General features: G+C 67.2%; 15 protein-coding genes. 9 read left to right on the forward strand and 6 right to left on the reverse strand.

What is annotated here, in order from left to right:
* The first annotated feature begins 138 nt into the window (after positions 1-138).
* The 7 genes from ACFOYX_RS30190 (at position 139) to ACFOYX_RS30220 (ending at position 5,570) form a co-directional block, all read left to right on the forward strand.
* A complete protein-coding gene (locus ACFOYX_RS30190; protein WP_322443148.1) occupies positions 139-684 on the forward strand; it encodes a DNA (cytosine-5-)-methyltransferase in 546 nt (181 codons plus the stop codon).
* A gap of 241 nt (positions 685-925) precedes the next feature.
* The gene (locus tag ACFOYX_RS30195) at positions 926-1,330 is read left to right on the forward strand and encodes a hypothetical protein (protein ID WP_322443149.1); all 405 of its coding nucleotides are present in this window, start codon (positions 926-928) and stop codon (positions 1,328-1,330) included.
* Positions 1,331-1,434: 104 nt separating this feature from the next.
* Positions 1,435-1,803: a helix-turn-helix domain-containing protein gene (locus ACFOYX_RS30200; protein ID WP_322443192.1), complete on the forward strand. Its 369-nt coding sequence runs from the start codon at positions 1,435-1,437 to the stop codon at positions 1,801-1,803.
* A 3-nt stretch (positions 1,804-1,806) separates the two neighbouring features.
* Entirely contained in the window at positions 1,807-2,943 is a 1,137-nt protein-coding gene (locus ACFOYX_RS30205; protein WP_322443150.1) for a site-specific integrase, read from the forward strand.
* Between the two features lie 85 nt (positions 2,944-3,028).
* On the forward strand, positions 3,029-3,496 hold the full coding sequence (locus ACFOYX_RS30210) for an IS3 family transposase (protein WP_336636579.1): 468 nt from the start codon (positions 3,029-3,031) through the stop codon (positions 3,494-3,496).
* Between the two features lie 249 nt (positions 3,497-3,745).
* Positions 3,746-4,258: a hypothetical protein gene (locus ACFOYX_RS30215; protein WP_322443152.1), complete on the forward strand. Its 513-nt coding sequence runs from the start codon at positions 3,746-3,748 to the stop codon at positions 4,256-4,258.
* Positions 4,259-4,289: 31 nt separating this feature from the next.
* A complete protein-coding gene (locus ACFOYX_RS30220) occupies positions 4,290-5,570 on the forward strand; it encodes a tetratricopeptide repeat protein (protein ID WP_322443153.1) in 1,281 nt (426 codons plus the stop codon).
* Between the two features lie 33 nt (positions 5,571-5,603).
* Here ACFOYX_RS30220 and ACFOYX_RS30225 read toward each other — a convergent pair whose 3' ends face one another.
* From ACFOYX_RS30225 to ACFOYX_RS30240, 4 genes are read right to left on the reverse strand one after another with little or no spacing between them, the layout of a single operon-like run.
* Complete coding sequence (locus tag ACFOYX_RS30225) at positions 5,604-5,819, reverse strand: hypothetical protein (protein WP_322443154.1); 216 nt, start codon at positions 5,817-5,819, stop codon at positions 5,604-5,606.
* The gene (locus ACFOYX_RS30230; protein WP_322443155.1) at positions 5,816-6,520 is read right to left on the reverse strand and encodes a hypothetical protein; all 705 of its coding nucleotides are present in this window, start codon (positions 6,518-6,520) and stop codon (positions 5,816-5,818) included. The genes ACFOYX_RS30225 and ACFOYX_RS30230 overlap by 4 nt, the downstream gene beginning before the upstream one ends.
* Positions 6,521-6,524: 4 nt before the next feature.
* Positions 6,525-6,809 (reverse strand): hypothetical protein, encoded by a 285-nt coding sequence (locus tag ACFOYX_RS30235; protein ID WP_322443156.1) that lies wholly within the window; start codon positions 6,807-6,809, stop codon positions 6,525-6,527.
* Positions 6,799-10,056: an FtsK/SpoIIIE domain-containing protein gene (locus tag ACFOYX_RS30240; RefSeq protein WP_322443157.1), complete on the reverse strand. Its 3,258-nt coding sequence runs from the start codon at positions 10,054-10,056 to the stop codon at positions 6,799-6,801. The genes ACFOYX_RS30235 and ACFOYX_RS30240 overlap by 11 nt, the downstream gene beginning before the upstream one ends.
* Positions 10,057-10,915: 859 nt before the next feature.
* On the opposite strand from ACFOYX_RS30240, the gene ACFOYX_RS30245 reads away from it, so the two are divergent.
* Together ACFOYX_RS30245 and ACFOYX_RS30250 are read left to right on the forward strand one after the other, a co-directional pair.
* Positions 10,916-11,506 (forward strand): hypothetical protein, encoded by a 591-nt coding sequence (locus ACFOYX_RS30245; RefSeq protein WP_322443158.1) that lies wholly within the window; start codon positions 10,916-10,918, stop codon positions 11,504-11,506.
* Positions 11,507-11,554: 48 nt separating this feature from the next.
* On the forward strand, positions 11,555-11,752 hold the full coding sequence (locus tag ACFOYX_RS30250) for a hypothetical protein (protein WP_322443159.1): 198 nt from the start codon (positions 11,555-11,557) through the stop codon (positions 11,750-11,752).
* A gap of 418 nt (positions 11,753-12,170) precedes the next feature.
* Here ACFOYX_RS30250 and ACFOYX_RS30255 read toward each other — a convergent pair whose 3' ends face one another.
* Complete coding sequence (locus tag ACFOYX_RS30255; RefSeq protein ID WP_322443160.1) at positions 12,171-13,157, reverse strand: IS481 family transposase; 987 nt, start codon at positions 13,155-13,157, stop codon at positions 12,171-12,173.
* Between the two features lie 122 nt (positions 13,158-13,279).
* Entirely contained in the window at positions 13,280-14,170 is an 891-nt protein-coding gene (locus ACFOYX_RS30260; RefSeq protein ID WP_377534621.1) for an IS5 family transposase, read from the reverse strand.
* Positions 14,171-14,194: the final 24 nt, after the last annotated feature.

Here is a 14,194-nt window from a genome sequence, read left to right on the forward strand (position 1 = left end):
ACCCACAAGCTCAAGGACCTTCATAACCAGACACACGCCGACGAACTCAAGCGATGTCGTACTACTACCCACGGAGGTCGCCGATGACTGACGACCACCGCTGGGCGCCACGTCCAGGACCGGGGTGCGGGAGGTGGCGTGAGTGACCAGGTTCCCGGGCCGCGAATCGGGTCGCTGTGCACCGGCTACGGCGGGCTCGACCTGGCCGTCGAACTGGTGCTCGGCGGCCGCCTCACCTGGTACGCCGAAACCGACCGGCACGCCCGCACCGTCCTCGCCCACCACTGGCCCGATGTGCCCAACCTCGGCGACATCCGCGCCATCGACTGGAGCCACGTGCCGCCCGTCGATGTCCTCACCGCCGGCTTCCCCTGCCAGGACATCTCCAACGCCGGCAAACGCGCCGGCATCACCGGCCCCCACTCCAGCCTCTGGCGCCACATCACCGCAGCTCTTCGCATTCTTCGACCACCGCTCGTGTTCGTGGAGAACGTCGCCGCCCTGCGCAGGCGCGGACTCGACGTCGTCCACACCGACCTGGCCACGCTCGGGTACGACACGAGCTGGCTGTGCCTACGCGCCTCCGACATCGGCGCCGCCCACCGACGCGACCGGTTGTTCCTGCTTGCCACCACCAGAGGCGGGAGAGAACGTGCGGACACTGCCCACACCCTGCGCCCGTGACGGCAAGGGACCCGGACACCAGAACGGCCTGCCCGACGTCATCGAACCCCACGGCACCCGCCACCAGCTGTTGCCGACCCCACGCGCCAGCGACACCGGCACCCCCGGCCGCCGCGCCGGTGCCGGTTTCCGGCCGCCGCTGTCACAGGTGCTCTTCCCCACTCCTCGGGCGACGGACGGGCAGAAAGGCTGTCCGGGACAACGGGGCTCCCACGGCGGCCTCACCCTGCCGTCCGCAGCCGTGCGATGTGCAGCGCCTGCCCTACCGACGCCCCGGGCCTCCGACGCGCGAGGCCCCGGCCACCACGGCGACGGCGGCCCCGACCTACGCACCACCGTCGCCCACCTCGCCACCAGCAGCCTGGGAACACCTGATGAAGCGACCTGGGGGATCTACGCACCGGCGATCGCACGCTGGGAACTTCTGATCGGCCGCCCCGTCCCCGCGCCCACCCAACCCGGCCAGCACGGCAAGCCCGTGCTCGCACCGCCGTTCGTGGAATGGCTCATGGGCCTACCCGCCCACTGGGTCACCGACCCCACGCTCGATCTCCCCCGCACCGGCGCGTTGCGCGTCCTCGGCAACGGCGTCGTCCCCGCCCAAGCGGCGACCGCCCTACGTCTCCTGCTCTGCCGCCACCGCTGACAGCCACACCACGCGGAACTCTTCGTGGGCGGCCCCATGCGGCCGCCCGCGAAGAGCCGGCATCAGTCGTGGCCACCTTCACCCAACGCTCATGGGAGCCCTCGATGCCTTCGAACCCTTCGCGATCCCGGCGCCGCCTACCGCCGCCCGCACCATCACCCGCCCATGCAGACGATCACTCCGACGATCAAGGCCCGCGCCTCTACACCCCCGCGGAAGCCGCAGCACTGCTGCGCGTCCCCGAATCCTGGCTGCGCCGCCGCGCCGGCCGCCGCCAGATCCCCCGCACTTTCCTCGGCAAACACCTGCGATTCTCCGCCGCCGACCTCGCCGCCGACCTCGCCGCCGCCGCCGAACCCGCCACCGGACGACGGCGGCCCAGGCGGCCACGCTCACCGTCGGCCGCCGACTTGCCCCCGCCCCGAAGTCACGCGTCAATCACCGCCGCACCGCAATCGAACCGATCGGAGTAACCCATGGCCTGGGTGGAAAAGCGCGGCACCAAGTTCCGCGTCCGCCTCCGCATGCCCGACGGCACCGTCACCACCGACTCCACGCACGAACGCCGCGCCGACGCCGCCATCCGCGTCAAGGAAATCGACGTGGAAGTTGGCCGCGACACCTTCATCGACCCGCGCGGCGGACGCATCCCCCTCAGCGACTGGGTACCGATCTGGGAGCAGACCCACCAGGCATCGCCCGCCACCTGGGCCGCCTACCGCAGCCACCTTCGGCTGCACATCCTGCCCACCCTCGGCTCACTACCCCTGGTCGACATCCGCCGCCAACACATCAAGACCCTCGCCGTCGCCCTCGGCACGCGACTTGCACCCCGATCCGTCACCGACGTGATCATGGTCCTGTCGATGATCCTGCAAGAGGCGGTGCAAGACCGACGAATCCCCTTCAACCCCTGCCGCGGCATCCGCATCCCCAAAGGCATCCGCGCCGAACGACCCCACGCCACCGCCGAACAAGTGGCCGCCATCGTCGCCCGCCAAGCCCGCCCGTCGGACGGGCTAATGATCCTCACCGCCGCCTACACGGGCATGCGATGGGGAGAACTCGCCGGCCTCGCTCGCGTCAACCTCGACCTCGCCAACGGCAGCATCTACGTGCACCCTGAGATCGGCGCGCTGCACGAGGTCGAGGGGAAGCTGTTCCTCGGGCCCCCCAAGACCAACGACTCGGTTCGCCGCATCCGGCTACCGCGCTTCCTGACGGATCTCCTCGCTGCCCACCTCAACGACCACCCGTACGACATCGTGTTTGCCGGAGCACGGGGGTGCCACCAGCGCCGGTCCAACTTCAACCGCCGTGCCTGGACGCCCGCCGTCGCCGGCGATCCGAAACGCGGCGTCCCACCGATCCTTTCCGGCATGCATTTCCACGACCTGCGCCACACCCACAAGACATGGCTCATCGAAGACGGCGTTCCCGAGATCGCCCAAGCCCGCCGCCTCGGACACCGCCTCGGCGGAGTGCGAGGAATCTACAGTCACGTCACCGAGGCCATGCAGCAGCAGCTGGTGGATGCCCTCCAGCGCCGCTGGGACAACCTTCAGGGCAGCGCCCCGACGACGCCAGTTCGGCGGCTACGCAGCGTCGCCTAAAGGTTGGCCCGTCCCGAGCGACATAGGCCCTGGGCCGGGCAAGTCTATGGGGCCCGCGCCGACGGCAACCCGAAGCTCGGCATGGGTGCCGCGGTTGTATCTGGCCACCGTCATCGAAATCGCCACCCGACGGCTGATCGGCTGGTCGATCAACACCCACATGCGCACCGGCCTGATCATCGACGCCCTGCACGCCGCGGTCGCCGCCCGCGGCGGCCGGGTCGACGGCGTGATCTTCCACTCGGACAGGGGCGCCCAATACGGCAGCGGTGACTTCGCCGACGCCTGCCAACGGCACGGCATCCGCCGCTCGATGGGCCGTGTTGGCTCGTCGTACGACAACGCCCTGGCCGAGGCGTTCTTCGCCACCCTCAAGCGTGAACTCGACGTCGACCGCCGGCGCTGGACATCCGAGGCTGACGCCCGCCGCGACGTGTTCCGCTGGATCGCCTTCTACAACCACCGACGCCGCCACTCCGCACTCGGCTACCTCAGCCCCGCCGATTACGAACAAGCCCTCACACCGACTACGCTGCACCAGATCGCGGCATAACCCGGTGTCCACATCCCGGGGGAACCTCACTACCCGCCGCAGCCTGACCCACCAAGCCACCAGCCCGGCTCCACTGCGCTACGCCGGGCGCTACCGCCTGCCCACTCACTCACCGATTTTCGAGTCAGTCAGCACCGAGCCATGGCCACCAGGTACGACAAACTCGCCGTCCGTTACGAAGCCACCGTCACCATCGCCGCGATCAACCAATGGCTATGACCCTTACCAAACACGGCCTAGTCTTGCCGCATGGCTTGGTTCAAGAAGGCTCCTCGCGAACCCGAAAACTTCAACGATCCCCTCCTAGACGACGCGTCTTGGCTCAGGGCCGGCGAGAGCCGGTACGAGACGCTCGTACGCAACCACTATGGCTCGCCCGACACCATCGCGGCGGGCGGGATGCAGCGCAGCCAGCTGGGCGATCCCGCTGCTTCCCTATTCTTCTTCCAGAAGTCCATCGACACCTTGCACAGCATCTACGTTGCCGGGTTTGGTGACCCCAGCCCGGCTGGCTGGAGCCGACAGCCCTCGAATCGTGATCTCGGCATCGTCGACGCCTACCTGCATGCACTCGGCCAGGTGCGCGCGCTGCGGCCCGGAGCACCCATCAAAGACTCGGTCGTGGAAGTGACCCACCGGCTTCGGACGATCGCCAGCACCTTCGAGCGATATGGCCTCGACGGCACCGCGTACCGCGATCGTCTCAACACTCTCGGACAACTTGCACCTGACATCGACGTCAGTGGCGTCTTTTGGAGCTAGCCAACAATCCGCGAAGCAGAGGGGGACATCCGTGGCACTGTTCAAACGAAACAAATCGCAGTCGCCGTCAACGCCGGCCGCACCTCCTCCACCGGCGGCACCGGCTGTTGACTGGGCCAACATCGAGAACATCCGTGGGGAATGGCCCCGTGCCGGGCTCGACCCTGCGACCGACCTGCAGCGGTACCAGCAGGCGCTGTCGCTCTATGAACGCGACGACTACGCCTCGATGATGCAATGCGCGACGCTGTTTGCGACCGCGCTCGCTCACTCGCTCTACGGCCCCGGCATCCTCAAGGGCGACGAGCTTCCTGAGACGGTCCACAAGACGCTTTACACCTCCCTGTGTGCGCCACCTGACGGCCGGACCTTCGCCGACAGTGCCCAGAAGGCAGCACGCCTGGCGATGACCATCATGCGCGAGAACGGTTGGCAGCCGCCGTCGTTCGGCGGCACGATGACGCACTTTGAGCGGATGATGATGGACAAGGGCAACTACATGTTGCTCAGCACTGCCATCGCCCCACCGAACCAGCCATGGGCAGGCGACTTGAAGGCCTTCTTCTCAGTGGCACCGCAGCCGACGATCAGCGCGCTGCCGGACGCTGAGGCAGACCGTGGCGGCGAGATGATCGACCGCCTCTACGACACCATCCAGGAATCCAGGGCTGGCGACACCGCCAGCTCCTTGTACGTCGACGGCATGGCGCTCACTGGTCAGGGCGACTATGAAGGTGCGCTCGCCAAGTACTCCGAAGCCGCCAAGCTCGGCTCGGTCGATGCCATGGCATCGGCGGGCGACCTCAGCAAGGACCTGGGGCGTCAAGAGGACGCCAACTTCTGGTACGAGAGCGCCGCCAACGCGGGCCACCCCGTCGGCATGTACAACACGGCCATCGTCGCCATCCAGCGGGGTGACAGCGCCTCCGCCAAGCAGTGGTTCCAACGCTCTGCCGAGGCGGGCAACCCCGAGGGCTATGCCGCGCTGACACAGCTTGCAGACGAGGCCGGCGACGAGGCTGCGGAGTTCCATTGGTCTCGCTTGGGCGCGGAGGCCGGTCAGCTGTTCTGCATGGGGCGGCACGGGCTGCTCCTGGCGCGTGGCGCGAACCGCGACGTCCCCACCATGCGCCGCGCCCGTGACTTTCTCGAGCAAGCTGCCGACCGTGGCCATCTCGACTCGGCGTCGCTGGCGATCAACCTCAACCACCAGTTGGGTGACCAGGCCCGAGCCCAGCGCTACGTGACAATGGTCGTCCAGAGCGGCGACGCCGACGCCATCGACCGGCTGCGTCGGTACGGGTTCCTCTGAACCACCCACCAAACGCGAACGCCTGCTGTTCGGTCACCGACCCGACAGCAGGCGTTCTGCCCGGGCGCACTGCTCGTGAGCCTTCTGCATCGCGCTCAAGAGACGACCTCCAGCGGTGTCTAGCGGCTTCATGCGCTGGCTGTCGAAGGTGTGGCGTTGCTTGTCCGACCAGCCCTCGGTGCTACTGGCGACCTTGCTGAGTTCGGCCCGGGCGGTCTCTACCTGGCGGATAGGTCCTTCCATGGTCATGGCTTGGTCTCCAGTCCCTCGCCCGAGTTCATTCGCTTCTTGGACTCGAAGTCCTGCTCGATAACGTAGTCGCGCTCTTGGTCCTTGCGGTGCTCGACCATTTCGGTGATGGACTGGTCACGAATCGGAAAGTCCACACTGGCAGCTTGGAGGGCGTCACCGGCCACGCGACCCAAACTCATAGTCGCGCCAACGATCTCCATACCGATCGCCGTGTCAACGGCGAGGTTATGTATGGCGTGGCCAACGCCGAAGTGCGGGAGCTCCGCGAGCTTGGCGTCCAGGCTGGCCAGAGCCGAGGAGGCCACCGACGAGTGTTCGCCGATCGTCGCCTCGATGTTCTGCAGCACCTTCAACAGGTCGGACTGTGCCGTGGCTGTCAGCTGGGCTGCCTTGCGCGCCCGGTCGAGCAGCTGCTTAGCCTCGGCCAGGCGCTGCGCGGCTACCTTCACCTGCTGCTGGAGTCGGTCGCAATTCTCCTGACATTGCCGCAGCGCCGCTTCGGCCTGGCGAAGTTCCTGCTCGCGCTTCTGTACCTCCGAGCGACGGCGCTCGACAGCCTCCTCGGCCTTTCGATTGGCCGCGGCGATCTCCCGGCGGGCATGACCAGAAGCCTCGCGGATCTGCTCGGCGTAGCGCGCGACGCCTTGCTTGAGCGCGCGAACAGCAATGACTTCGGCTTTGACAAGGTCGTCGCTCACGAGGTCACATCCGGATGTTGCGGATCTCGTCCAGGCGACGTGCCAGGTCGTTGAGCTGCTTGATCATTTGATCAACCTCGCCTGTCATGAAGCCATCGATCCGCTTTTGCAGGTCTTGGTACCGCGACTCGAACTGCGACTTACGCGAGTCGTTCCAGTTGGCGGAACCGAGGGCACCGCGGACCTTCTTGGACGCCGAGACGACTTCCTGCTTGTAGGCGTTCAGTGCCGTGGCCAGTTTCCGAACATCGGCTGGGCTTGCGTTGACTATGTCATTGTCATTTGCCATTGGCGCTCTCCTTTTCCGAGCTGACCGTTGCTGCTGTCAGAATCTTGTACCCGCGGGCCCGTTTGGTGGTGCCTTTGAGGTGATCGCCAATGAGAAGTTGCCCGAACCGCAGTGGCGCAATATCACCGTACGAGCCGCTGACCAGGCCCAGATCCTTGGCGTCGGCCGCGCTGCCCGCCACCCGGATCATGAACTCTTGGATCAGCTCCGAGCCAAGTCGGCTTTCAACTGATCGTGAGCGATCGGCGTCGACTACCACGTGCACGCCCACCTCGGGCCCGCTAACCATGATCGTCGAGAGCAGTTGCGCGATGGACGGTTCGTCGGAACCGTCAAGGCTGTAGGGGTCGTGCGGAGCCAGCGACAGGGCGCGCTGCAGGCCGAATAACACGAGGAGGTGGGTTGCATCCCGGTAGTTGCCCTCAGCCGTCCGGGCCCCGACCAGCGCAGCCAGTTCCCGGAGCACCGGTTCCAAGGATGAGGATCGGACGTAGCGGCTCCCGGTAGTCTCGACCACTTCCATGATCGCGAGACCGCCCTCGACCTCCTCGTCACCAATGAAGTCGACGGTCGTCGTCGCAGACCCTTGGAGCTGGGCCGCCAGAAGCAGCGAGTGCAGGACGCCGCGAACGCTGAGATCAGGTACTTCGTCGTCGTCTCGGTCACCGACCAGCAGCAGGTTCGCCCCCCGTGTTCGGGGCAGCACGATCGACTCGCAGTCTGCCAGGGTGAACGGTTCGCCGATGGGGACGGAGAACCGGGTCCCCGGCTTGAATGCGCCTGGGTGCGGGGGCCGTTCGACCACGGCGTCACCATCGAACACCCGGGGGTGGCGGGACCAGCCGGACGCATCGGCCTTCTGCCGAAGGGCTCGCACCAGTCCGCCGCGTTGCTCGGGGGTCACGTAGAGGCCCTGGAAGGGTTGGTTCTTCGACTCATCCCCGCGCGAGGGGTTGAACAGTCCCTCACCGGTCTTGGACAGCATGCGGGCTGCCTTGTTGGTGTCGCCCATCACGATCTCGGCGTCGTATTCGTTGCACATGAACGCCACGCGCTGCGGCAGCAGGATGAGCGTCTGCCGATCCATGGCCGGCATGCTCGACAGCGTCTGGGACGCCACCACGATGTGAACGCCCGAGAAAGGACCCATCCGCACGATGTCGCTGAAGGCGGCGAAGGCCTCCAACCCGATCGTGTCGGCTTCCTCGAACAGCTCATGGAACTCATCGACGACCACGACGATGCGCGGCAGCGTATCCCCGGTCGCGCGCCGGTATTCGGTGATGTTGGACAGGCCGCCTCCGTGACTCTTGATGAGTTGTGCGCGTTCCTTGATCTTCGCCTGGATGCTCTTGAGCACCGCCAGGGAAAACTCGCGCTCGCTGTGCACTGAGACCATGCGCGCGTGGGGCAGGTGTTCGTAGGCCTTGAACTCGACGCCGTGTTTGGCGTCGATGAGGTAGAGCTCCAGCTCCTCCGGGGAGTAGAGCATGGCCATGGTCAGGATCATGGCGTGGAGCGAGGTCGTCTTACCCGAACGTGGGAGGCCGACCATGATCGCGCCGCCCGCCACGGCGGTCGACGAGAAGAACATCGAGGCCACGCCTTGGGCTCCAGCCCGCCCGATGGGAGCGACGGCCATGTCGGCTGTCGTGGCGGTCCACCAGCTTTCGGGGCCAAGGCCAAGGGGCGGAGCGCCCGGCGCAAACTCGGGCAGCGCACCTGAACGGTTCCGATTCACCACTGGCAAGAAATTGTCCAAGGAGACGACCGTGTCGGTTCCCCGCTTTGCAGCGGCACCGATCGCTTCCAGGAAGTCGGCAGCAGGCGTCGCGGCCCGACCGTCGGCGTCGAAGGCAACGGACGGGCATCGGTCGGGGATGAACTCCAGAGGCGTCGGGGATCCTGCGAGTCTCAAGGTGACGCTCTCACCCTGAAAGGCCACCACGTCCATCGACTGGGTCAGACGTGCGAATGGCACGCTCCGGGGTGCTTCGTCTTCCGGCGCATACAGCACGAGGGTGTAGACGCCACAGCGAGGCCCGTTCTCGACGAGCGACAGCAGCTGCTCGGCGGCACGGTCGGAGAACTGACGAGGATAGTCCGCCACGACGATGAGACGGTACGGCTCGGCCATCTCACCGGCACTTTGGTTGTAGTCGTGAATGTTCTGGAACTGGCCGCGTAGGTACCTTGACACCACCGTCTCAAGATGGGCAACGTGCTCACCCAGACAACGGTCGATGGACTGGGCTGAGGTCTTGACCCCGCCTTCGACCAGCCGCTCCTCGTAGTCACCCAGGTGGAGGAAGTCAGAGAACGTCTGGCCCAACGCAGTCGGATCGATGAGCGACAGCTGTAGCTGACCAGGCGGTACGTCAAGGAGGACCCGCAGCACCACTGACCGCAGCAGGTCTGCTGCCCGCTCTCGCGAGCCCAGCGGGGCGGCGATGGCCAGGCCGCGCGTCGTGGGGAACCCGATCACGCACGGGACTTCAACCGAGTGTGGTGCCGGGAGCCCACTGTTGATAAGGCCGAGGCGTGCGGCCGCTGTCGGACTCGTCGACAACAGAGTTGGACCCGTTAGTCGCCGCTCCCAGCTCTGGCCACTCGGCCCGAGCAGTTCCACGCCCATCTGAATCGCGGCCAGATTGCTCTGGATGGTTTGCGTCAGCTGCCGGTCACGGGCTGCTGCTCCGCTCTCGAAGGCTGCCCGCAACTTGGGCATCGCCGTGCCCTCGATGCCCTGAACGAAGGCGTCGCGAACTGTCGGGAGCGCCTCGCGGATCTGACGGAGACTCTCGATGTCGACCAGGAAGCTTAACGGCAGACGGGGCTCCGCAGGCGGTCGTCTGAACAGTCCGGCCTTGGTATTGGCCCATGCGTCGTGCTCGCGGCGAAAGCGTTCAAGCTCAGCATTGCATCGCTGTGCGATTACTCGCCAAACTTCCTTGGCCTCTTCGATACTGCTAGGAGGAGCGGGCAGCGACCCGGCCGGCATGTCGGGATCGCCGTACATCGCCCACGCCTCGGTCACGCGTGCGATCAGTGAACCGTCGGGTTCGAAGGCTCGGCTGTCTTGGCCTGCGTTCGCTCGAACGGCTTTAAGGTCAAGATCGAGTTGCTTCCGCGCCTGCGCCGCCTCCAGCAGGCTCGCCTGGTAAGCAGCACGGGTCGCGAGCAAAAGAGCCACAAGATCCTGCGGCTCGGATGGGACGTCGACTGCGTCCCCTTGCGCCTCAACCAACGCCCGCCCCTTGTGCGAAATGGATGTCCCCGCGTGCCAGCATCGCCCCGAGGAAGCGGCCCGCGATCTCCATTGTGTCCTACGTCTGCCGATGGGGCACGTACTCGTTCATTCGGGTCCGTTGCGTGGCGCTGTAGCATTAAGCGATCCCCAAGATCACTTGCCGCAAGACTTCCCGCAAGATCGAATGCTGGGCAGTCAACCTGGCCCCATTGAATCGGGACAAAAGCTGTTCTATTGCCTGCGCTATCCAGCGAATGATGGCGGCCTTCCGCCCGTCTTGAGCCTCCCGGCGGAAAATCTGCGGTGCCGAGTGCGCGCGATGGCTTAATGCAACAGTGCCAGCATGCCACTGGTGCTTGCCGGTGTCGCGATGTTTGGCGCCCACTCCCCGCGTCGCGGCGGCTCACTCTTCCGCCGTCCGGGCGCTGCGTTTTGTCACCGTCGCCTGGCGGGCGGCGCCGCCCGCTCGTGCCGAAGAGCGGATGCCCAGGGCCTCTACTGATAGCGTTCGAAACTCGCCGCGATAACCTCCGCAGCTTCGCGAGTCTGTGTCGAGTGCGCCAAGAGCGCTCGAGCCGTCAGGACCAAGCCCCGGTCAGAGTCGTACGGGATCGTCCAGTGCCCCTGCCCCCACGGCTCTTCGTTGTGCTGATAGCCCAACTCGATCACTCTGGAGCCGTCGTCGGCCACACGCTGATCCAGAACCCTCTGCCCAGCGGCGACAAGGGCGTGAGGATCCACAAGTCGTTCCTTCGCTACCGGCAAGCTCCTGGCCGAGTTCGCGGCAGCGCTCGGCCTCCGGCAGGGTGAGCTGTTCGCGGCGCGGCTCGCCGGACGGACCAGCTACGCCTCCCTGGTGCTCGACGTGCCCGAGACCGAGCAGTGGCACGGCGTGATCTGCCCGGAGTGGATGCGGCTCCCGGTCGAGAGCATGCGTGACGTCCGCTTCCCGGCCGACCACGCCCGTGCCTGGTCGGGCCACTACGGCGTGCGTAGCAAGGGCTCCGGTGCGCGTCACCAGCAGGAGTGGACCTTCGTCGACCCGGCGTTCTCCGACCCTGGTCCGGCGGCATCGCTTCCGCACACCGGTGCCGCGCCGCGCGCTTCGGAACCGTCGTCCACCCGCAATGCGTCCAGCCGTAACCCGTCCTGCAGAACGGCTGCGGCCCTGCACGACACACCACTGGGTGGCCGGCGGGTGCTGGCGCTGGCGCTGTCAGGGGAGCAGCAGCGGGCCCTTGATCGGCGCCTGGCCGAGCTCGGCGGAACTACCGGCGAGCGCGTCAAGGCTTCGCTGGCCGCAGTCGTGGTCAGTTTGCCCCGCGGCGAAGGCCGCGCCACGAGCCCGCCGGGCCGCGGCGCTCGGAGTCCCGGTGCTCACCGTGCGCGAGCTCTCGACCTGGGAGCCCGCCGGTCGTACCACCGGGCCCGACGCCACGTGACCTGATTGCGCGCGGCGCCCGCGCTCCGGACCAGTCACCTCACGAACGGTTCGATGGGGGGCAAGGCGATGGGCGCCAGCACGGACGAAGACCACAAGGGTAGGCGAGCGAAGGGCGCGACGTTAGCGGCCCGCATCGCCTACTGGCGTGCCATGAGCTGGGAAGAGCTGCGCGAGGTCATGCGCGAGACTGGGCCCGACCCGGACGCCGTGACGGTCAGCGTTCCTGCCCGCCCGGATTTCAACGACTGACCCCACGTAGCTGGCGCGGGGAATGGTCGTATCTTCGCAGTCCGACTGCTTCGTGGACCCGGGTTCGATCCCGGCACCTCCACAGTTCAGGTGCCGGGAGTCTCTTCTGACACTCCCCGGACTTTTCCCGTGCGGGCCGACCGGCCGCGGCCGCGCGGGCCGCAGCACTTCTGTCGGACGGATCTGCCACCATCGTGCCGTGGGAACCGACGGGCAGCGACGGCGTGAGCCGTCCGACGGGCGGGCCGCAGCGAACCGGGCACCGGCAGACACGTGGGAAGCGCAGCTGGACGCTCTCGTCGCGGAAGCCGCCGCTGTCAAAGCGGCGGGGCGTTGGCGGACCGGGCCGCGCACGCTGCTGCAAGTGCTAGGCGCGCACGAGCTCGAACGCAGAATGGTCGACTGCCTGGCGTGGGTGCTAGGTGTTCTGCCCAGAGAGGTTGAGGACGCGGCTGGCTGGCGGGTGGCCTCCGAGTGCGGTGTGCGCGCGGTGGTGATTGTAGGCGTGGAGCCAGGCGGGTAGGGCTTTGCGGCGGGCGGCCTCGGAGGAGTACGCCCTGGCGTAGGCCCACTCGTCGGCAAGGGTGCGGTGGAACCGCTCGACCTTGCCGTTGGTCTGTGGCCGGAAGGGGCGGATCTTCTTCATGCTGATGCCCAGCTCGTGGAGGGTGTCGCGCCAAAGGAACGACTTGTAGCAGGAGCCGTTGTCGGTGATCACGCGCCGGACGGTGATGCCATGGGAGGCGAACCAGGCGTGTGCGCGGCGCCAGAACCCGGCAGCGGTCTCCTTGCGTTCGTCGTCGAGGATCTCGGTGTAGGCCAGCCGGGAGTGGTCGTCAATGGCGGTGTGCAGGTAGGCGTAGCCAATGACCGGGTGGCAGTTGCGGCGGGCTTTCGTGCTGGCCCGGCTGTTGCGGTCACCGCGGGCGCGGCCGTGGATGCGCCAGCCACCGCCGTCGGGGATGTTGCCCAGCTTCTTGATGTCGACGTGGACCAGGTCTCCTGGCGCGGCGTGTTCGTAGCGGCGTACGCGCCGGCCGGTTGCTCGGTCCAGGTGCGCCAGCCGGGCCACCCCGGCCCGGCGCAGCACCGCATGACATGTCGACGCGGCGAGCCCGAGCCGGCCGCCGATGCGCGCGGGTCCCCACCGCCTCTTGGCCCGCAGGTGCAGCACCTTGCGCTCCACCGGCGCTGGCGTCCGCCGTGGTGACCGCCGTGGGCGGCTGGACCGGTCGACCATTCCGGCCATCCCCTCGGCCCGGTAGCGGTCGGCCCACCGCTTCGCTGTGGTCGGGCTGACCTGGAATCGCTCCGCGGCCCGGCGCAGCGGCCAGCCATCGTCCACGACGCAGCGGGCCAGACGCAGCCTGCCGGTCTCCGACAACGGGGCATTACGGTGAGGCATGAGGACCTCCCTTGGGTCAGGTGCGGCTGTCTGGTAGCTCCACACCTACTCGGGAGGTCCTCACCCTTTCAAGATCCCGGACGCGTCACCAACGTCCATGGACAGAACAGCTAGGCCGTGTTTCATAAGCCGGGTCGGAGCCATTCGTTGATCGTGGCGATGTGCACGGTGGCGTGGTAGCGGACGGCGAGTTTGTCGTAGCGGGTGGCCAGTGCTCGGTTGCGTTTGAGCCGGTTAATGCCGCACTCGACGGCATGGCGTTGCCGGTAGGTGCCGGGGTCGAAGGTCGGTGGCCGGCCGCCCTTTGAGCCCTTCCTGCGTCGGCTCGCCGCTTGGTCGATCTTGGTGGGGATGGTCGCGGCGATGCCGCGGCGGGCCAGGTGCTGGCGGTTGGCGCGGGAGCTGTAGGCCTTGTCTGCCAGGACCCGATCCGGTCGTGTGCGGGGCCGGCCGCCGCCGGCCCTGGGGACTCGGATGCCGGCCAGCACTGGGACGAATTGCGGGCTGTCGCCGCGGTGTCCGGCGGTGAGCACCGTCGATAGCGGCTTGCGGCCCTGTTCACAGGCCAGGTGCAGCTTGGTGGTCAACCCGCCTCGTGACCGTCCCAGGGCATGATCGTCGGGTTCGTCGTCGACGCCGCCGGGCGACTCGACCTGCAACTGGCCACGGTTGCGGGCGCCGGCGGCGTGCTGATGAGCGCGGGCGCTGGTGGAATCGACGCTGACGTCCCACGTGATCATCCCCGCCGCGTCGGCCCGGGCCTGCAACCCGGTGACCACCTTCCGCCACACTCCGGCCCGCTGCCACCGGCGGAACAGCCCGTAGACGGTCTGCCAGGGCCCGTATGACTCCGGCACGTCCCGCCACGGTGAGCCGACCCGGGTGCGCCATCGGATCCCGTCGATCAACTGCCGTCTGCTCCACTTCGGCGGACGTCCTGACCCACGCGGCCTGGGCAGAAACGGCTCCAGCACCGCCCACTGAGCGTCGGTCAGGTCGTGTCGCCTCGTCACCGCTAAGGTGGCCACGAGGTCTCC

Source organism: Micromonospora sp. GCM10011541 (genome assembly GCF_042650725.1).
Lineage (GTDB): Bacteria > Actinomycetota > Actinomycetes > Mycobacteriales > Micromonosporaceae > Micromonospora > Micromonospora sicca.